We start from the raw sequence: 19,872 nt of genomic DNA on the forward strand, positions 1-19,872 counted from the left end.
CACCGATTCTCGCGCAGGACCCAGCCGCGAGGCCACCACGGTGGCCTTGACTAGTTGGCCTTTCTCATAGAAGGCATTCGAGGCGTCCGAGCCATCCGGGACGTGTCCCTTGGATGGCTTGGACGCCTCGAATGGCTCGGATGGGATCAGTTAAAGCCCCACACTCACGCCAGCTCCGTGACCGACCGGCCAATCGCCGAGGCGATGGTGCGGAGTTGCTTGACGAGCTCGGTGAACTGCTCCGGATACAGCGACTGCGCGCCGTCCGACAGCGCCTTGTCGGGCGTCGGATGCACTTCCACCAGGATGCCGTCGGCACCGGCGGCGACGGCGGCGCGGGCCATTGGCGTCACCTTGTCGCGGAGCCCGGTGCCGTGGCTCGGGTCGGCCACGATGGGAAGGTGCGAGAGCTTCTGCACCACCGGAATGGCCGTGAGGTCGAACAGATTGCGCGTTGCGCTGTCGAACGTGCGCACGCCGCGCTCACACAGGATCACATTCGGGTTGCCTTCCGCGAGGACGTACTCGGCGGAGAGCAGCAGGTCGTTGATCGTCGCCGCCATGCCGCGCTTGAGGAGCACCGGCTTGCCGAGCTTCCCCACATGACGCAGCAGCGAGTAGTTCTGCATGTTGCGCGCGCCGAGCTGGATGCAGTCCGCATACTCAGCGACCAGATCGGCGCCGCGTTCGTCCATCGCTTCGGTGACGATGGCGAGCCCCGTTTCCTGGCGGGCGAGGGCCAGCAGCTCGAGGCCGCGCTTGCCGAGGCCCTGGAAGGCGTACGGGCTCGAGCGCGGCTTGAAGGCCCCACCGCGCAAGGCGGCAGCGCCGGAGGCGCGCACCTGACGGGCGGCGGTGAGGATCTGTTCTTCGGTCTCGACCGAGCACGGGCCGGCAACGATCGGCACGTCGGTGCCGCCGAAGCGCACGCCGGGCGCGATCTCCACGATCGTCTGCTCCGTCTTCCACTCCCGTGCGGCCTGCCGATACGGCTTCTGCACGATGAGCACGCTGGCGACGCCTGGCAGCCCCTCGATGTAGGACCAGTCCACCTTGGCGTCGTCACCAAGGAGACCGATCGCCGTGCGGACTTCGCCCGGCATGGGGAGGGGCTTGAAGCCCTGCCGCACGATCTCATCGCAGACACGATCGATGTCTGGCTGAGTGGCGTTGGGCGACATCACGACCAGCATGGCACGTCCTCGGAAGACTGCTTAGAAAGCGATGGACCAGCCGTCGTGCGCGAGCACGGTGGGGCCGGCATAGTGCTCCGCGACCTCAGCCTGAATGTCCACGGCTTCGACCGGCGGATAGAAATGCGTCAGCACGAGCCGCTTCGCGCGGGCTCGGGCCGCCAGCTGCCCGACCTGCCGCGGCGTCAGATGGTCGCGGATGGCCATGGCATCAGGCAGGGAGCACTCGGCGAGCAGCAGGTCGCAGCCAGCGGCCCAGTCGCCCAACGCCTCGCTCTCCCCGGTGTCACCGGTATACACGAGGCGCGTTGATCCCTCACTGATGGAATATGCCACGCTCTCAGCCGTGTGCGGTACCGCCGTCGCCGCCATCGAGACGCCGCCGGGGAGCCGAATCACCTCGTCGGGCGCGATATCCCGCACGGTGAGCGGAAACCCGGGGGCGAGCAGCCAGGGGCCGTAGACCGCCGCCATGCGCTCCAGCAGCGCGCCCGTGCCCGGCGGGCCGTAGATCGTCACCGGCTCGCTGCGCGGCGGAAGCTGCCCCCAACGCCACCCCATCAGCAGCAATGGGAGGTCGCTGATGTGGTCGGTGTGAAAGTGCGTGAGCGCCACGTGCGTGATGCCGCCCCACGAGACGCCCAAGTGGGCCATGCGATGTACGGCGCCGCTACCGCAGTCGAGCAGCATGCGGATTTCCCCCGCCTCGACCAGATGGGCCGCCGAGACCCGCGACGGATGGGGCGCGGCCGTACCGGTGCCGATGGTGGTCAGTCGCATGAACAGGGCAGGGAGGGTCCGGGTCGCTCAGCGACCGCGGAAGACGATCTTGCGAAAGGTGGGCGCGCCGTTGTTCGCGCTGAAGCGCGCCAGATACACGCCGGGCGCCACGGTGCGGCCGTCATTCGCCGTACCGTCCCACACGTAGCGGTTGTCGCAATTGCTCGACGCACCGGGAGCGCCACGACCATAGCGCCCCGCCTCGAACTGCGACGTCCCGTCGCTCCCTGGCACGATGGTGCGCACCAGATTTCCGCGCAGGTCGCGCACGTCGAGGCTGATGCGGGCGCCGGGGCTTCCCACATCGAACCAGAAGCAGGTCGAAAACGCCGTCGGCGACGGAAACGGGTTCGGGAAGTTCTGATACAACACCGTGTTCGTCGGCAGCGGCGGATCGGTGATGACGAACGATCCCTGCGAGTACACGCGTACCGACTCACCGCCCTTGAGCGTCGCCCGCACGTTCCAGCGATAGCTCGTATTCGCCTGCAGATCGACCGTCGGGCGATACGTCGTGTCGCGCAGTCCGGACACAGAGACCTCGGCCCGTCCGTTCGACGTGATTTCGAGATCGTAGCCCCACGGGCCGACCGTGGCGGCCACGGGCGCGCTGCGCCAGACGAAGAGCGGGCGACGAATGTCGAAGCTGTTTCCCGACGGTGAATTCGGGGTGTTCAGCGCGAGCCACGTGGGCACCGAGCGCGGACCACCGGGGGCCGACTCCACCAACTGCCCGGCCGTGCCGCGCACGCGCACGCGCCACCACACCTGTGCCTCGCTGGGCAGGGGTTTGGACGTCGTGATGCTGAGGAGCGTATCGCTCGTGGTGAAGGTGCTGTCCACAGCGAGGCTCGAAAAATCCGGGGCCAGGCCCACCTGCAGGGTGACCTGCAGTGGCAGCTGCGCGACGAATCCGGTGGCGCGCACCTGCCACGTCGGGGTGGCACTCGCGAGCGTGGCGCCCGCGGGCGCGCTCACGGTCACCGATTGCGCACGCACCTCGCGTGCGCCCGCCGCCGCGGTGAGCGCGAGCACCACCGCCAGGCAGGCGGCGCGAACGCGCTCCACGCGGATCAGGACGTCGCCTCGTCGGTGCCGCCGTCGCTCGCGCCCTCGGCCACGGCTTCGGCCACCGCCTCGGCGACGGTTTCGGGATCCATCGGCTCACTCGGCGCCTCGGTGTCCGGCGTCGTGCCTTCGTCATCGACCGACGGGCCGTTGCGCAGCCGCACACTCACGATGCTCGACACGCCCGGCTCCTGCATCGTCACGCCGTACACCGCATCGGCGGCTTCCGACGTCGTGCGCGGATTGTGCGTGATGACGATGAACTGCGTCCGCGACTTGAAGTCGTTGAGCATCTTCACGAAGCGTCCGATGTTCTGGTCGTCGAGCGGCGCGTCCACTTCGTCCATGAGGCAGAACGGGCTCGGCTTGGTGAGGAAGATGCCGAAGAGCAGCGACAGGGCGACGAGCGCGCGCTCACCGCTCGAGAGCAGGTGAATGCGCTGCGTCTTCTTGCCGCGCGGCGACGCGTGAACTTCGATGTCGCAATCGAGCGGCGCATCGGGGTTCTCGAGCCGCAGATCGCACTCGCCACCGCCGAACATGCGCAGGAAGATCTGGCGGAAGTTCTCGCGCACCTGCGCAAACGTGGCGAGGAAGAGCTCGCGCGCCGTGCTGTCGATCTCGCGAATGGCCTGATGCAGCGACTGCTTGGCGTTCACGAGGTCGTTGCGCTGGCTGGTGAGGAACTCGAGGCGGCGCTGCTCTTCCTCGTGCTCTTCAATGGCCAGCGGATTCACCGGCCCAAGCTCGTCCAGCGACTCGCGCAGTGTCTTCGCTTCGGTGCGGAGCGCATCGGTCTCGAGGTCGAGCTCCTCGAAGCCGGTGAGCAGGTCTTCGAGCGACCGGCGCCATTCGGTTTCGAGACGCTCCCGAATGGCCGACCGGCGGCCGGCGAGCTCCGTATGCCGGAGCTGCGCCCCGTGCAGCTGCTCTCCCAGCGACGCGGCGCGCTTCCGCGCTTCATCGAGCACGCCTTCCACCGCATCACTCGCGGCAGTGGCCGCCTGCATGGCCCGCTCGGCTTCGGCGAGACGTGCGTCGGCATCGGCGAGGTTCTTCTGCTCCGTCTCCAACTCGGCGCGCCAGCCATCGAGCTGCTGCGCCAGCTGCTGGTCGGCGTCGGACAGCGTAGAGAGTTCCTTGGCCAGCGACTCGATACGCGCCGCGGCCGTGGAGTCTTCTTCTTCCAGACGCTTCTCGCGGTCGATCGCGACGCTCAGACGCGCCTGCGCCTGGGCCTGCGCCACCTGCCACGTCGCCCGCGCTTCGCGGGCCTGTTCCTGCTCCCGTTCGGCGACGCTGAGCGACTCGCGGGCCATGCTGATGTCGCCGTCGGCTTCGCCGGCGCGCGCATGCAGCGCTTCGGCCTGCTGCGCGAGCTGGCGCGTGCGCTGCTCGAGCTCCTCGAGGCGGCTCACCAGCTTCTCGGCGAGCGCGTTCGACTGCGCGAGCTCCCGCTCGGAGCGCTCGCGACGCCGTTCGACTTCCTGCTGCACTTCGAGGGCCCGCCGCGATTCCTGCTGCGCGCGCGTATGCGCATCCATCGCGGCCTGCTGCGCCCGCTCGGCCTCGCCGAGCGCGAGGCGCGCGGCTTCGGCGGTGGCGGCGGCCGCGGCGCGGCGCTCGTCGGCCGCGGCGAGATCGGTTTCGAGGCGGTTCAGCTCCGCACGACGCTGGAGCGGCCCCGGGCCCGTCGCCGTACCCGGAAGGAAGACGGCGCCGCGCTCGTCGATGAACGCCTCACCGCCATCGAGCGCCCGCACCTTGCCGAGGAGCGCGCGCACCCAGCGGCTCGCCGCGCCGCTCGACTGCACCGAGCCGGCCAGCGCGTCGGTATCGGCACCGAGCTCCGTGACCACATCGAGCGGCAGGAGGAGCAGGGGGCCGGGCTGCGTTTCGGTGTGCCAGCGGCGGACCGCACTCGCCACGTCGGCATCGCGCACCACGATCGCGTGCATCGTGGCGCCGAGGTAGCGCTCCACGAGTCGCGCGGCATCGCCGTCGGCGGAGAGGAAGTCGGTGAGCGGGCCGAGCACGGCCCCGTCGCCAAAGCGCTCCTTTTCGCGCAGCAGCTTGGCGCTGGAGGGGGCGAGGCCCACGCGCTCACGCTCGAGCGCCGCGAGGGCATTCATGCGGCCTTCGAGCGCCGTGCGCTCTTCGACCGCGCTGGCGAGCGCCGAACGCGACTCGGCGTCGGCCGTGCGCGCCGTGGCGGCCGCCAGCCGCGCCCCTTCGAGCGCCTGCAGGGCATCCTGCGCGGCGGCGTGCGCCACCGAAACGGCTTCGCGCGCCTGGATCAGCTCGCGCTCGATCGCATCCCGCGCATCGGCGAGGTTCTGGCGCTCGATCTCGAGCACTTCCATGCGCTGCTGCGTGTCGCCCTGCTCGCGCGCGGCGCTGTCGCGATCCATCTCGATACGACGCGCCTGGTCGCGATGCTCGCGCACCTGACGTTCGAGCTGCTCCAGCGCGGCACGCGCCTGCTGCACCCCTTCGCGCGCCAGCTGCTCGGCGGCCAGACGCTGCTGCAGCGCTTCGCCGGCCTCGCTGAGCTCGCGCTCGAGCGTGGAGCGATCGGTGGCCGCGCGTTCGCGATCTTCACGCAGGCGACGGCCAAACGCTTCGTTCTCGATGCGCTCCTGCTCGGCGCGCTGCTTCCGCTGCGACGTGCTGCGCTGACGCTCTTCGGCCACGGCCAGCTCGCGCTCGAGCATCTGCGTGCGGTTGCGCTGCTCGGCGGCGAGGCGGGCGACTTCCTGGCGAGTCGCATCGGCCGTGGCGCGCGCCGCATGCGCCTCTTCGCGCTGCGCCTCGGCGGCGGCGATGGCTTCTTCGGCGCCCGGCACGTCGGCCTGCAATTCGGCCAGGCGCCCATCGAGCGCTTCGAGTTCGTCCTTCCATGCGGCCATCTCGCGCACCGCAAGCGAAATCTCGACCTGGAAACGACGGCTCGTCAGTTCGGCATGCCGCTCGGCACGACGGCGCTGACGCGCCAGCGAACGCACCTGGCTCTGCACTTCGTTGATGAGGTCATCGAGGCGCGCGAGGTCGGTGGTCGTCTCCTCGAGCCGGCGTTCGGCGCTGCGGCGGCGATCGCGATAGAGACCCACCCCCGCGGCTTCCTCGAAGAGCTCACGGCGCTCATCCGGGCGATCGGAGAGCAGCGCGTCGATCATCTTCGATTCGATCACGACGCCCGAGTCGGCGCCCAGGCCCGTGCCGCGCACGAGGTCCTGAATGTCGCGCAGGCGGCAGGGCGCGCGGTTGAGCAGATACTCGCTCTCCCCCGAGCGCAGCAGGCGCCGCGTGATCACGACTTCCTTGAACGGAATCGGCAGCTCGCCTTCGGTGTTGTCGAAGTGGAGCGACACTTCCGCCATGTTCACCGCCTTGCGGGCCGATGAACCGTGGAAGATGACGTCTTCCATCTTGGCGCCGCGCATCGCCCGGGCACGCTGCTCGCCGAGCACCCAGCGCACCGCATCGGAGACGTTCGACTTGCCGGACCCATTGGGGCCGACGATGGCCGTCACGCCTTTCTCGAAGACGAACTCGAGATGGTCCGCGAAGGCCTTGAAGCCGTGTACTTCGAGCTTCGTGAGACGCACTTAGAACGCTCTCCCCGTTCGATAGACAAGCACAGGCGCCACGCCGGTGGCGCGCAAGGAATCCGCAAGCGGCACCGCTTGCGCCGGAGTCTCAAAGGCTCCGGTGTAGATGTTCGCATTCCCACTCGGCTGGCGGAGCGCGTAGGCGACGATGCCCCGCGCCTTGAGCGCCCCCAGCCGGACCGGTGCCAACGCGGTGGACACGTTGCTTTCGAGCCGAAGCGCGAAGGGCACCGTGACGATGCTGCCGGCCGAGATGAGCTTCTGGCTGCGCATCTTGACGAGCAGCGCTTCCGCCTCGCTCTTGCTGGCGTGCGCGCCCACGGTGACGCGGTACCAGAGTTCCGCGCCTTCGAGTACCGGTGAAAGGGCGAGCGCTTCGAGCGCCATGACCTTGTCGTCGGGGAGCGCGGCCGTGCGCGTGTTCGCGGTCGCGAAGTACACGGCAAAGCGCGCCGCGGCGAGCGAGTCGGCCGGGTTCTCCACCGTCGGCGCGGCGACGGACGGCCGCGTGGTGGTATCCCCCGCGGCGGGTGTGGTGGTACTGTCGCCCGCCTTGGCGCTGTCGGTGCGCGGCACCGAATCCATCTTGGTCGGCGGGACCAGCATGGTGCTGCTGTCGGCGGCGGGTTCGCCGCCCATGAGCCCGGCCGGAATGCGCGCCTTGATCTGCGGCCAGAACGCGCCAACCCCCACGGCCACGGCGGCGAGCAGCAGCACGAGTGCGATGAGATTGCGCGTACGGCTCGATTCGTCCTTGGAGGCGCTTTCCCGCGCCTTCACCGACTGCGGCTTGGGCGTGACGATGCGATCGGCCGGTGGCTGCGGTGGCGGTGGCGGCGCGATGAGCGGTACGCCGACGGGGGTGGGGAATGCCCACTCGCCCACCGGCATGAGCGTGCCGATGTAGCCGCAGAGATCCGCAAAGCCGCCGGCGGTCGGGCGCGCCACCACGACGAGCAGCGCACCGACCTGATGGAAGCCCGCCGCCAGGCGGCGCCAGCGATCATTGGCGTAGACGCCCTCATGATCCACCGGCTCGGTGCCGGAGGGCATGAGGAAGATGTTGTCGGCGCCGAGCATCGGGCGCGCGATCTTGTTCAGCGACACGCCGTACAAGAAGCTGTCGGCGATGCCATGCGGATCATCACCGGTCAGCAGCGATTCGATGGCTGGCGATTCACCGATCAGATCGGCAATGGCCACACGGCGACGCGCGCTCTGCATGCGCGCCACACCAAGGGCCACCTGCACGGCCACGCGCGGATCGCTTGCGGCGATCACCACCGCGTAGACGTTGTCGAGCAGCGGCGCGAGGCGGCGTCCCTCGAGCTCCCACGGCTCGGGCGGCAATCCAGGCGCGGTCATGGGGCTCCCTCGAAAATCCAGTAACTCTGGCCCGATGCACGCCCCACACGCTCGGCTTCGGCGCGTGACGGGTACGGGCCCAGCACAACACGATACAAGGTTTTGCCGGCGCGTTCGGAGGTCGTGATGCGCGGCACCTGACCATCGACCTTGATGCGCGCAGCGACGGCCTTCGCCTGCTTCTCATCGAGGACCGCGGCGAAGCTTACGGTGAACACGGCGTCCTTTGGCGCGCCGGCGGCACTGGAGTCGTGCGGCGGCGCCGCCGCCGCGCCACTGTCGGCGCTCGGCATCAGATCCGATGAGTCACGCGGTGCACTCGTGCGGAACTGCACGGGCTGATCAAGGCCCGCCGCCCGCGGGCGGAAGCCATTCCACCGCAGCGTGTACCAGAAGTCGCGCGCGCCTCCGGTCACGGTGCGCATGTCGGCCAGCGTGGTGGGATGCGCCAGCACGACATCCTCACCGCGTTCGTAGGCGATGCTGGCGTCGGCCATGACGAGCGGCAGATCCTGGCGCCACGCGGTGCGCAGCACGCCGATCACCTCATCGCTCCCCAGGCTTACCACATAGACGGAGTCACCACCGCCCTGCGCCAGCAACACGCGCCCCATCGGATCCATGCGCAACGCACGCGCCGGGCCGGGGAGCGCGATCTTCCCCTTCACCCCTTCCTCGAAGCGATCCACAATCCGAATGGACTCATCGCCGTCGAGTGCCACGAAGAGGCGATCGCCGCTGGGCGTCGCCGCGATGGCGCGCACCGGGTCGCCGAGATCCACCTCGAGCGCCTTGCCGAGATCGCGCGAGCGCACGGCGACCACTTCTTCGTTGCCACCGAAGAACACGCGATCGCCCACCGCGCCGGCGGTGCGGGCGAGTGACGTCGGGAGCGTCTTGGCGTCGCCGCCAATGTCGAAGGAGAGGCTGTCGGCGACGGCCTGATTGGGGGGACGCACGCGCCACACGATCGCCCGATCGCCCTTGGCACCGGCGATGATCAGCGAGCCGTCGGCCTGCGCGTAGAGCGCATGCGCGGGCAGGGGGGGCGTGAAGCGCCAGTCGCCGCCACTCGGCGTGTAGCGCGTCAATTCGCCGCGCTGCGTGAGGGCGTAAATCGCGCCGCCGTCGGCCGACGAGACCGACACCACGGTGTCTTCACGCGAGGTCGTCACGGAGCCCACGCGAAGGTCCACGCGGACAGGCGCGCCGACGGTATCCACGGCCGCGAGATAGCCGTCTTCGGATCCGAAGGCGATGACACGCGCGAGGGCCGGCACGCGCGATTGCGACCGCCAGACGGTAGAGTCGAGGGCGGGGTAGCGAGCAGCCGTCAACACGCCGCCGCCGCGTGGCACGCGGAGGACGATGGGGTCGGGGCCACCAGGAATTACGGGAGGGGCGCCGGCTCCGGAGGGGTGTGACGAACGATCGGCACAGCCGACGAGACCGCCGCACGCGAGAGCCAACAGCGCCGACGCGAGGAGCGTGCGCACGGGGGTAAAGTACCCGCCCCGGGCAGGGGGAGGGAGGGGTTGCAAAACCGGAGGCGTGATGGTCCAACCGCCCGTCCCGGCGGCAGTTGCCGCACCCGTGCTCATCTTCTCGGTATTCTCGATACGGGAAAAGATGACGCAACCTTCACCGAATCTCATATTGGCAGCGTGAGCCACTCCGCGCCTGTGCCCGAATCGATCGGCCCGTCGCTGACGGCGCTGCTGCGCGCTGCCCAGGAGGGTGTGCCGGGTGCGCAGGACGAGGCGGCTGCCGTGGTCTACGATGAGCTCCGGCAGCTCGCGGCCGTCTATCTGGGCCGCGAGCGGGGCGATCACACCCTGCAGCCTACCGCGCTGGTCCACGAGGCCTATCTGCGCCTGCTCGGGCAGGACACACCGTGGCGCAACCGCTCCCACTTCTTCGGCATCGCCGCGCAGATGATGCGGCGCGTGCTCGTGGACCATGCGCGTCGTGGCACCGCCGAGCGCCGGGACCGCGGCAGCACCGTCCGGCTCGACGACGCCGGCCCGCTGGCCCTCGACGACGGCCCGGACGCGCAGGCGGTCCTCGATGTCCACGAGGCCCTCGGCGAGCTGGAACGCATGGACCCCCGTCAGGCGCAGGTCGTGGAGCTCAAGTTCTTCGTGGGGCTCTCGCTCGACGAAATCGCGGATGTGATCGGGATCTCGGCGGCGACGGTGAGCCGCGAATGGACGCTGGCCCGTCGCTGGCTGCAGCATCGCCTGCGCAGCGCGTGAGCGCGCTGGCATGAGCGCCTCGACGATGAGGGAGTCGCTTGCCCGGCTGCGCGTATACGGCATGCCTGCTCATCGTCTCGGCGCGCTGGCCCCGATGGGGGCGGTGTGACCACATCGCTCACCCCGCAGGAGTGGGCGGCCCTCAAGGCCTGCTGGCGCGAGGTGGAAGCGCTGGCCGAACCGGAGCGGCGGGCCCGCATCGCGGCCGCGCCGCTCTCCGACGCCGCACGGCAAACGCTCGAGTCGATGCTCGATCTCGACGACACCGCCGAACCGCAGCTGGATCGGGCCGCGCACGAATTGCTCGGCTTCCCCGCTGCTGCCGGCGACCGCGCGCCGTCGATGGTCGGGCGCCGCCTCGGGGCCTTTCAGGTCATGCGATTGGTGGGGCGCGGGGGCATGGGCGCGGTCTACGAAGCCGAGCGTGTGGACGATGCTTACCGGCAACGCGTGGCCATCAAGACGCTCTGGCGCGGGGCCGACAGCGAGGTGCTGCTGCAACGCTTTCGCTCGGAACGCCAGATTCTCGCCGCGTTGCAGCATCCGAACATCGCGCAACTGCTCGACGGCGGCAGCACCACTGAAGGTACGCCGTGGCTTGCCATGGAGTTCGTGGAGGGCACGCCCCTCGACGTGTGGTGCGACGCCCGGGCGCTCGACCTGCCGGCGCGCCTCGATCTGTTCCGGCAAGTCTGCGCCGCCGTGCATCATGCCCATCAGCGACTCGTGGTGCATCGCGATCTCAAGCCCTCGAACATTCTCGTGAATGGCGATGGCACGGTGAAGCTGCTCGACTTCGGCGTGGCCAAGCTGCTCGCCGCCGAGGCTACCGATGGGACGCTGACCGGCGCTGGCCTCTCGCCCTTCACGGCAGCGTATGCGGCCCCCGAACAGCTCGAGCAGGCCCCGATCTCCACGGCCACCGACATCTATGCCCTCGGTGGCATTCTGACGCTGCTGCTCGCCGGCGCGCCGCCGCGCGACGTGCCGACGGGGCTGTCGGTCGAGCAGGTCCTCGCGCTGCGCCAGCAACCGGCGCGCGCGCCCAGTGTCATCGCGGCGCGCGGCGGCGACGCCGTGGCGCGGCGGCGTGGCTTCCCGAGCGCCGCTCGCCTCTCGAACGCGCTGCGTGGAGAACTCGACGCCATCGCCGGCATGGCGCTGCGGCCGGAGCCCGCGCGTCGCTACGCGAGTGTGGAAGCGCTGAGCGACGATGTGCGCCGCTTCCTGCGCCGCGATCGCGTGCTTGCCCGGCCCGACAGCACGGCCTATCGCCTGTGGTCCTTCGTTCGTCGTCGGCGCGCGCTCAGTGCCGCGGTGGGGGTGACGTCGGTGGCGCTGCTCTCGGCGGCGCTGATCACCTGGCAGCAGGCACGGGCCGCGCGCGCCGAGGCGCGGCGCGCGGAGCGGGCCACCACCTTCCTGTCGGGGCTCGTGACGGGCTCGAATGCCACCTCGTACGACCCGCTGGTACGTCTGGCACCGAATGGGACGGTGGCGCAGCTCCTCGACAGTGCGCTCGTTCGCATCCCGCGCGAGTTTGCCGACGATCCCCGCATTCGCGCGCGGCTCTACACGGCCATTGGGGCCAATCTCGTGACGCAGCAGCGCGTCGATCGGGCGTTGCCCGTCCTGGATTCGGCGCAACGGCTGGCGGCGATCGGGTACGGGCGAGCCAGTGTAGAGTATGCGCGCGCCAGTCTGGAGTGGGCGGCGCAGCAGCTCGAGTACGCGGGCCCCCCGGCGATTGCCGACGCGTTGCGCCATGCGGAGGCGATCGCGCAGGCCCATCCCGAGGATCGCGAGTTGGCGGCGCGGGTGTCCTTGCTGCGCGCCTCGCGGGCGATGCAGCTGGGGCGCGTCCACGAGGCCGACTCGTTGGCCGCCCAGGTGCTCATCGATGAACGTGGGCAGGCGCGCAGCATGCGCTCACTGCGGGCCGAATCGATGCGCATGTATGCGTCCAGTTGGATTCGCCGCGATCCCCGGGACTATCTCAATCGCGCCCGCGCCGTGCTGCGGTTGGCCGACTCCCTCGGGCTGGACGGCACCAACGAGCAGAATCAGGCACTCTCGGCCGAGTTCGAGGCCTTGGTCGTGCTGGGGCGGACGCAGGCCGCCCAACAGGCGCTTGAGCGGCTGCGCGACAAGGTCCCGCCGACACGCGACACGTCGGCCTCGCTGCGCGCGGCCTACGCGTACCGGGAGGCGTATCTGGCCAACGTGGCGGGGGACACGCTGGCGCGACGCACCGCGGTGCAGGCACTGCGGGCGGCGCTCGCCGCGCAGCCGCTCGTGTCGGCCGGTGAGCTGGCGGTCTATGCCGGGACGATCATCGATGACGCCCTGGCGCGTCGCGACACGGCGATGCTGTTGGATCAGGGACAGGTGACCATGCAACGCCTGCGTGCGGTAGCCGCGCCGCTCTACATCGGTTTCGCGGCCTGGTACCTTGGTCGCGCTCAGGTCGCGACCGGGCAGTTCGACGAGGCGCTGCGCACCGTTGAAGAAGGGCGGCGCTGGGTGGAGCCCGCGCCGGATCTGCACAGCGTGTTACCGTTACTCCGCCGGGTGGAGTACAACGCACTGCAGGCGCTCGGGCGCACCACCGAGGCCGACAGCCTGCGGCAGCGCGTGCAGCAGCGCGCGGCCATTCCGCCCTGTACGCCGGGCGGTGACTGGAAGGGGTGCCCTGATCTGCCTAGCCGGTAACGCGTGAGGGAGTTGGCGCGGCGATGACGCGTGTGGAGGGAGGCCCATTCATCCTTCCGATCCGGAGTCATCATGACCGTCGTTCGAATGCGGGGCCCCCATGGCCCCCTCGCCGCACTGTGGCTCGCCCTGCTGCCCGCCATCACGCAGGCGCAGACGGTGTTGTTCGGCGGCCAGCTGCTGCAGGTGAATGCCAAGACCGGACACGCGCTCCCCGCGCTCGACGGTGCCAGGCTCAAGATGACCGCCGGCGACTACGACGGCGCCCGCAGCGCGCTGTCGACCGGCACCTTCAATCTGCAGCAGGGCTGGTCCACCAACTTCCGGCTGTCGTTCAGCTGCGCGAATGTGCCGGCGAATTCCACGCTGACCGACGAGAACGGTGATCCGCTGCCACCGGAGGTGATCTGTCCCGGTGATGGCATCGGCTTCGTCGTCACCGCGGGCCCGGCCACGCAGCTGGGCAACGGCGGCTTTGGGTTGGGCTATGAGACGCCCGGCGGCGGTACCGACTTCACGCAGTCGCTCACGTTCGGTCTCAAGACCTTCTGGGATCTTGCCGACTACGGCGTGGATGGTGTCTGGCAGAAGGATTGCTGCTCGGATCCCAAGCTGCTCAACGACACCAGGAAGTATCTCGACGATTTCGACGTGTCGCTGTCGTACAATGCGGTCACCGGCGTGCTGGCGACCAACGTCTGGATGGTGTCGAGCAACACGCTGATCTTCTCCAACAACTTCAGCTGGATGGCGCCGGCCTGGGCGTCCGATGCGCGGGTCGGCTTTACGGCCGCCAGCGGCATCGCCGCCGAGCAGTCGTGGGTGAGCAACTGGACGTTGCAAGCGAGCAAGACCATGCCGCCAACGACGGTACCGGAGCCGAGCACCGTGGTGCTGCTGGTGGCGACGCTGCCGGCGCTGTGGTTGGCGGGGCGACGTCGCCGGCGCGTCTGAGCCGCATGCGTGCAGCTGACGGACATGCAAAAACCGGAAACGGCGTCGTTTCCGGTTTTGCGTGTGGGTCCGGGGTGTCGGGCGGTGGTTAGTAGCTATACCCGAAGAACCAGGTGCCGAAGCCCTTCGTGCCGGGCCGGCTGACGGGCACCGCCCAGTCCCACCGGATGATCGCCACGTTGAAGAGGTTGAGGCGCAGGCCGAAGCCGTAGCTCTTGAGCACTTCGCGCTCCGCCGTGAAGTCGTAATTCGCGGGCGCACTCCAGCGGACCTTCTGCGCCGGCTGCCCGTTCACGGGCCCCGACCACGCCACACCGGCGTCGTAGAAGAAGAGGCCGTCGAGCGGCGGGAAGCCACCCAGCAGGTTCGTGCGCGAGCCGTAGCGGCGAATGATCGGGAAGCGCAGTTCCGCATTCGCCACCGCGACACGGCTGCCGATCGTTTCCACCGAGTTGCAGCTCTGCGTGTTCGAGCCCGGCAATCCGGAGCAGCTGAAGTAGCCGAAGTTGTCGCGATTGTAGCCGCGGATGTAGTCGGGGCGGCCAATCCACTTCGGGAAGCGCAGTTCGTCGCGACCCGACGAGATGCTCGCCATGAAGCGTGTCGCGAACGTGACGTAGTTGAACAGGATGGGGATGTAGTTGCGCCCGTCCACGAGGTAGTCCATGTACTTCCAGGACCCCATGTTGTTCGTGGTCTCCAGGCGCCACCGCTTGCCGGAGATCGGGCCGGTATACCCCATCAGCGAGTTGTCGGTGACGAAGGCGACGTACGGCGAGTAGGTATTGGCCGACGCCACATTGCGCGTATCGCCGCGGGTGTAGCCGGTCGCCGCCTGATACGTGAGATCGAGCAGGCGCGAGAACGAGAATACCTGCTGGTCCACGTTCTGGAAGCGCGCGCCCAGCTCGAAGCGCGTAAAGCGATTGAGCGGATACAGGCCAGCGGCGAACACCTGCCGCAGCACGAGGCGCGTGATCTCCTGCGACTGCTGGTACTGATTGTTGCCGAGATCGGTGAGCGACGAATTGGAGTAGAGGTACAGCGGCTGCTGCACCACGCCGGTGGTGTACTGCAGGCGGCGGCCGAGGCTCGTGTAGCCGGCAAACACCTGCGCGTCACTCAGCTGTCCGTTGATCGACCCCGAGAGCGCGAGGCGCGAGTTGCCGAGCAGGTCGCTGAGAATGATGGTCGTGCCTCCGTAGGTGCCTTGCCCCCAGCCGCCCTGCTGGTAACCGATCTGCGGCTGCGCCACATATTCCGGCGTGAGGCGCGTCTTGTAGCGGTACTCCTTGAAGCGCGTCGTGTCCGGCAGGTTGAAGTCGAAGCTGTCCATCAGCGCCTTGACGCTCACCGCCTCGGCCATGCGCTGCACCGTGGACGCCGGCAGATCGCTCGAGGTGCGCGCCGCAGCGCCCGTCACCGGGCGGTAGAAGCTCCGCCGTGCCGCGGCCGTATCCTGCAGCGTGCCCTTGGCCAGATGCGCGCCCGGGTCCGCGGTGACCGGCGGCTGCGCGCCACCGCCCACGCCACCCGCGCTACCGGTGGTGCCGCCGGTGGTGCCGCCGGTGGTGCTCCCCGGCGCGCCGGCGGTGCTGCCCGTGCCTGGGAGACCGCTGCCAGCCCGCGCGCCACCCTGCGCCACCACGGCGCGCTCCTGGAACGGCTGCTTCTTGAGCGACCGCGGATTCTTGATCGTCCAGATCGCGTGATCGGTCTTCTCGTAGTAGACGAACGCCAGCTTGTCGGCATCGCGCGCCCACGTGATCGACGGCGACTGCTCCGCCACGGCCGTGACGGCGCCCAGCACGTTGGTCAGCTGGTAGTGCTGCTGATCGGTGAGGTCGAAGAGGAAGATGTTCGCGATGCCGGTGCGGTCGCTGACGAACGCGATGGACTTGCCGTCGGGCGCCCACTGCGGGTTCGTGTTGCGGCCGCCCTGGCCGGGCACCAGCGTGATCTTCTGCGTTTCGACATCCATCAGGTTCAGGCGCCACGGCCCGATCTTGAGGATGTCCATGTCGGTGTCCGGGCCGCGCTCCGATACGAAGGCGATCGTCTTGCCGTCGGGCGACCAGGCCGGCATGAGATCGCCATACGTGTCCTTGGTGAGCTGCGTGTACCCCGGCGTGTTCATCGAGACGACGTACAGGTCGCTCGTGCCATGCCGCATGCCGCTGAACACGATCTTCTGGCCATCCGGAGAGAAGCTCGGACTCAGCACCTGATCGAGCAGCAGATCAAAGCGCTTCACGATCTTCCGACGCGGCACATCCATGACGTAGAGCACGTCGCGACCGGCCCGCTGACCGGTGAAGGCGAGCAGCTTCCCATCGGGCGAGAACGACGGCTGCGAGTAGATGAAGCGCAGCTGCTCGAAGTCGGGGTTCGTCGTGGTCTTCACGAGGCGCGTGATGCGCTTGCCCGTGCGACCATCGGCGAGGTACAGCTCCGGGAAGACTTCACCGCGCAGCAGGCTGCCGTAGCCCACGTAGGTGATGTACTTGCCGTCGTTCGACAGCGCCGGCGCGACGAACACGTTCGCGATCGAGCCGGTGCGCTTCTGGGAGAGCAGGGGCTCGGCGAACGAGCGCGGCCGATCGAGCTGCGAGACGGTGGGCAGATACTTCGCCTGCATCGCCAGCTTCCATTCGGCGCTCAGCTCGTCGAGCGAGATGCCGATTTCGCGGCGGAAGGCGCGATCGATGCCGAGGCTGGGCGTGGCGTTCATGATTTCGCCAATGGCCTCGTCACCCCAGCGCTGGCCCACGTACTGCCACAGCGCGAGGCCGTAGCGGTACGGGAAGTACTTGTCGGGGCGCTCCGTCATCTGGGCGATGCTCGGCAGCGTGTTGTTCACCACCGCGTCGCGCACCCAGGTGTCGGTCCAGGGATGCGACGGACCGATCGAGAAGTATTCGGCCAACCCTTCCATGTACCAGAGTGGCGGGTTGACCATCGACAGGTTCTGCAGCCCGGCGCCGGCGCGGCCGCGCGAGAAGATGTCGAAGGTGAAGACGTGCACCATTTCGTGGGTGAGCACGTGCTCAAAGCTCGCCCAGTCGCCACTGAAGAATTGCGCCATCCGCTGGCGCAGCGGGTCGGTCACACCGCCGGTGCCCTCCCCGAGGTCGCCAAAGACATTGCTTTGCGCGAAGTCGCCGCTCGATCCATAGATGAGCACCGGCTTCTTCTCGCGGAACTGGTGCGCCGTGAGGCGGGACAACCGGGCGTACGAACGCTCCGCCATACGCGCGGCATCGGGCGCGACGTCGGCGAGCTCCGGATAGTAGTGGACGAGAAAGTGCTCCGTCTCGACCACACGCCAGCGCAGGTTGTCGTACTGGACCTGATTCTGCCCGAAGTACCCCTGGGCGGCCACGGGTGAGGCGGCCAGCAGCATCGCCGCCGCCACCGCGGATGCAGCGACGCCGACGGACTGCACTCCCTGCCACCACGACGTGCGCTGCTGCCTGATCATTTACCGGGCTCCCTGCCTGACTTGGGTGTCTACGGAGACGGGGGTCGCGTCGCTCCACAGCCGCTCGAGCTGATAGAACTGGCGCAAGGTGGGATGGAAGACGTGCACCACGCAGTCGGCGTAATCCAGCAAGGCCCAGCGCCCCTGCGTGAGGCCCTCGGTCATACTGGTAGACACGCCACCCGCCTTTAACCCTGCCTGGATGTGCTCAGCGACCGCGCGGACGTGGGTGTCCGAGGTCCCTGAGGCGATAACAAAGAAATCGGTCATGTCCGTCACTCCTCGCAAATCGAGGACGACGATGTCGGAGGCCTTGAGTTCGCTGGCCAGCGAAGCGGCGCGGCGGGCGATGGGTTCTCCGGGACTGGCTTTACGTTCGGCCATCTACACCTGATCAGGGAAGGGACAGCGCATGCGATACCCGACGGGTTTTCCCTGCGGGTACCCGGCCATCCGAGGAAGGTTCTGTGAAGCTTGCGCTCCGGGTGGGCTGAAACGCAACGAGGGGAGCCCGTTTGGCGGGCTCCCCTCGTGACACCCGGTACCCAGAGGGATCCCGGGGAATAAACGCCGACTTACTGCTTGATGATCCAGACCTTGATCTCGGGGTGCACGTCGGCGTGGAGCCGGACGCCCACCTTGTACATGCCGAGGGCCTTGATCGGCTCGTTGAGCTCGATCTGACGCTTCTCGACCTTGAAGCCCTGGGCTTCGAGCTGATGCGCGATGTCCGAGGCGGTGACGGAGCCGAAGAGCTTGCCCTCTTCGCCCACGCGCGCGGCGAAGGTCACGGAGACCTCGGCGAGCTTGTCGGCGATGGCCTGGGCGGCCGCGATCTTCTCCTGCTCGAGCGCCTCAAGACGGCTCTTCTCGGCCGCGATGCGCTTGCGGTTGCCCGGCGTCGCCTCGTAAGCGAAGCCACGCGGGAGGAGGAAATTGCGGGCATAGCCCGGCGACACGGAGACGATGTCACCAGGATGTCCGAGCTTGTCCACGGCACTGCGAAGAATGACTTCCATGGGAACTCCGGTCGAACGGATGAAAGGAATCGAGATCGTTGTCAGGGCGACGACGGCCGGCGCGTGTAAGCGCCGGCGCGGAAGTCGCGCCAGGTGTCTCCCAGTCCGAGGGTGAAGGTGACGGCGGCCAGAGCCACCAGCACCCACACCGGCCCGAGCACCGGGACCAGCACCGCCAACGCGAGCAGCACCCACACCGCCGCCCGGTCAGGGATCCACCAGGTCAGGACACCGGCGCCCCGCAGGGCGTACAACGTCCCGAAGAAACAGGTCAGGTTGAGCCCGACGTCGCGCCACTCCACCAGCGTGGGAAGCAGCAGGATCGTCGTGCCGGTCACCAACCCCCACACCAACTGATCGTTGAAGCGCAGGTCGCGCAGCTCACCGAGCGGCGGACCGATCCGTGCCCGGGCGAGCCGATGATAGGCGGCCCAGCCAAGCGCGAGCGCCACGAGGGATTCCAGAGCCAGCAGCGTCGGCGCGAGTCGAACCAACGCGCCCGGCTGCAACCCACCGACCGCCTCGATTGACGCGACCGGCTCCCCCAACTGCACCAGCATGGTTTCCAACCGCGTGGCCCGATCGGCGGCCTCGGGGAAGCGGTTCGTGAACCGCTGCCACGAGTCGGAACCGGCTCGGCCATGCCACTCCTGCAACGCCTCACCGAGGCGTTGCTGATACTCCCGGGTCAGCATCCGGGCGGGACCATCGAAGGCCCCGACACCGGCCGGAGCTCGCAGCGAGAGACTGAAGCTGGTCACGAGACCAGCGACGGCTACTGCCGCAAGCGCCCGTGCGAGAAATGCCCGAGCCGGCGACGCGAGGCAGACCAGCCCGAAGGCGGCGCCCAACGCAACGGCCCACCCGCGAACAAAGGCGCCATACCCCGCCATGGGGAGCGGCACCTTCCAGAGCACGTAGGCCGCCGCAGCGACCCACAACAGTCCCATCAGGGACCGGCCCCCGGCCCACCAGCCAACGACCGCGCAGGACGCGATCCCGACCAGCACGAGCAGGGCGAACTGCTCCACGGGCAGGAGCAGGCGAACCGCACCAGCGATAAGGGCGAGGGCTGGTGGCCAAGCCGGCGCCGCGGTCACGAGGACCATCAGCACCATGCCGAGCACGAACCAGCGCCACCCACGCTCCTGCGGAGCCGCTCCGGACGGAGCAGTCGCGGCGGGTCCCGGCGCGACCGCTTCGGGCATACTCAGCCCGTCTGCCCCTTCACGTACGGAAGGAGCGCGAGGTAGCGCGCCTTCTTCACGGCCTTCGAGAGCTGACGCTGATGACGCGCATCGACGCCGCTCAGACGGCTCGGCAGGATCTTGCCGTAATCCGTGATGAAGCGGGCGAGCAGGCGATCATCCTTGTAATCCACGTAGCGGATGCCCGCTTCCGTGATCGGGCAGGGCTTCTTCTGGCGGCGCATGG

At 68.7% G+C, this 19,872-nt stretch carries 14 protein-coding genes; 3 read left to right on the plus strand and 11 right to left on the minus strand.

The window, feature by feature from the left end; genetic code table 11:
* Window positions 1-164: 164 nt before the first annotated feature.
* The 6 genes from aroF to K2R93_20045 are packed head-to-tail and all read right to left on the minus strand — an operon-like array spanning window position 165 to window position 9,513.
* On the minus strand, window positions 165-1,193 hold the full coding sequence (aroF, locus tag K2R93_20020) for a 3-deoxy-7-phosphoheptulonate synthase (GenBank protein ID MBY0492138.1): 1,029 nt from the start codon (window positions 1,191-1,193) through the stop codon (window positions 165-167).
* A 21-nt stretch (window positions 1,194-1,214) separates the two neighbouring features.
* The gene (locus K2R93_20025) at window positions 1,215-1,973 is read right to left on the minus strand and encodes a ribonuclease Z (GenBank protein MBY0492139.1); all 759 of its coding nucleotides are present in this window, start codon (window positions 1,971-1,973) and stop codon (window positions 1,215-1,217) included.
* 27 nt (window positions 1,974-2,000) lie between these two features.
* The gene (locus K2R93_20030; protein ID MBY0492140.1) at window positions 2,001-3,041 is read right to left on the minus strand and encodes a hypothetical protein; all 1,041 of its coding nucleotides are present in this window, start codon (window positions 3,039-3,041) and stop codon (window positions 2,001-2,003) included.
* A 5-nt stretch (window positions 3,042-3,046) separates the two neighbouring features.
* The gene (gene smc / locus K2R93_20035) at window positions 3,047-6,649 is read right to left on the minus strand and encodes a chromosome segregation protein SMC (protein ID MBY0492141.1); all 3,603 of its coding nucleotides are present in this window, start codon (window positions 6,647-6,649) and stop codon (window positions 3,047-3,049) included.
* Entirely contained in the window at window positions 6,650-8,017 is a 1,368-nt protein-coding gene (locus tag K2R93_20040; GenBank protein ID MBY0492142.1) for a hypothetical protein, read from the minus strand.
* Window positions 8,014-9,513 (minus strand): SPOR domain-containing protein, encoded by a 1,500-nt coding sequence (locus K2R93_20045; GenBank protein ID MBY0492143.1) that lies wholly within the window; start codon window positions 9,511-9,513, stop codon window positions 8,014-8,016. Before K2R93_20045 ends, K2R93_20040 begins: the two co-directional genes overlap by 4 nt.
* A 186-nt stretch (window positions 9,514-9,699) precedes the next feature.
* Between K2R93_20045 and K2R93_20050 the strand changes: the two genes are divergently transcribed.
* The 3 genes from K2R93_20050 (at window position 9,700) to K2R93_20060 (ending at window position 13,938) form a co-directional block, all read left to right on the plus strand.
* A complete protein-coding gene (locus tag K2R93_20050; GenBank protein MBY0492144.1) occupies window positions 9,700-10,272 on the plus strand; it encodes a sigma-70 family RNA polymerase sigma factor in 573 nt (190 codons plus the stop codon).
* A 105-nt stretch (window positions 10,273-10,377) separates the two neighbouring features.
* Window positions 10,378-12,984 carry a serine/threonine protein kinase gene (locus K2R93_20055; GenBank protein ID MBY0492145.1) on the plus strand — a complete coding sequence of 869 codons (2,607 nt, stop codon included), beginning with the start codon at window positions 10,378-10,380 and terminating at the stop codon, window positions 12,982-12,984.
* Window positions 12,985-13,056: 72 nt separating this feature from the next.
* Entirely contained in the window at window positions 13,057-13,938 is an 882-nt protein-coding gene (locus K2R93_20060) for a PEP-CTERM sorting domain-containing protein (GenBank protein ID MBY0492146.1), read from the plus strand.
* A gap of 88 nt (window positions 13,939-14,026) precedes the next feature.
* On the opposite strand, the gene K2R93_20065 is transcribed toward K2R93_20060, so the two are convergent.
* The 5 genes from K2R93_20065 to rpsR all read right to left on the minus strand — a co-directional run bounded on the left by K2R93_20065 (window position 14,027) and on the right by rpsR (window position 19,870).
* On the minus strand, window positions 14,027-17,419 hold the full coding sequence (locus K2R93_20065; GenBank protein ID MBY0492147.1) for a hypothetical protein: 3,393 nt from the start codon (window positions 17,417-17,419) through the stop codon (window positions 14,027-14,029).
* Entirely contained in the window at window positions 17,420-17,803 is a 384-nt protein-coding gene (gene rsfS, locus K2R93_20070; protein MBY0492148.1) for a ribosome silencing factor, read from the minus strand.
* A gap of 191 nt (window positions 17,804-17,994) precedes the next feature.
* Window positions 17,995-18,438, minus strand: coding sequence for a 50S ribosomal protein L9 (gene rplI / locus K2R93_20075; protein MBY0492149.1), 444 nt, complete (start codon window positions 18,436-18,438; stop codon window positions 17,995-17,997).
* 41 nt (window positions 18,439-18,479) lie between these two features.
* Window positions 18,480-19,646: a DUF2232 domain-containing protein gene (locus tag K2R93_20080; GenBank protein ID MBY0492150.1), complete on the minus strand. Its 1,167-nt coding sequence runs from the start codon at window positions 19,644-19,646 to the stop codon at window positions 18,480-18,482.
* A 2-nt stretch (window positions 19,647-19,648) separates the two neighbouring features.
* Window positions 19,649-19,870: a 30S ribosomal protein S18 gene (rpsR, locus tag K2R93_20085; GenBank protein ID MBY0492151.1), complete on the minus strand. Its 222-nt coding sequence runs from the start codon at window positions 19,868-19,870 to the stop codon at window positions 19,649-19,651.
* Between the last annotated feature and the right edge of the window lie 2 nt (window positions 19,871-19,872).

Source organism: Gemmatimonadaceae bacterium, from assembly GCA_019752115.1.
Taxonomy (GTDB): Bacteria; Gemmatimonadota; Gemmatimonadetes; order Gemmatimonadales; family Gemmatimonadaceae; genus Gemmatimonas.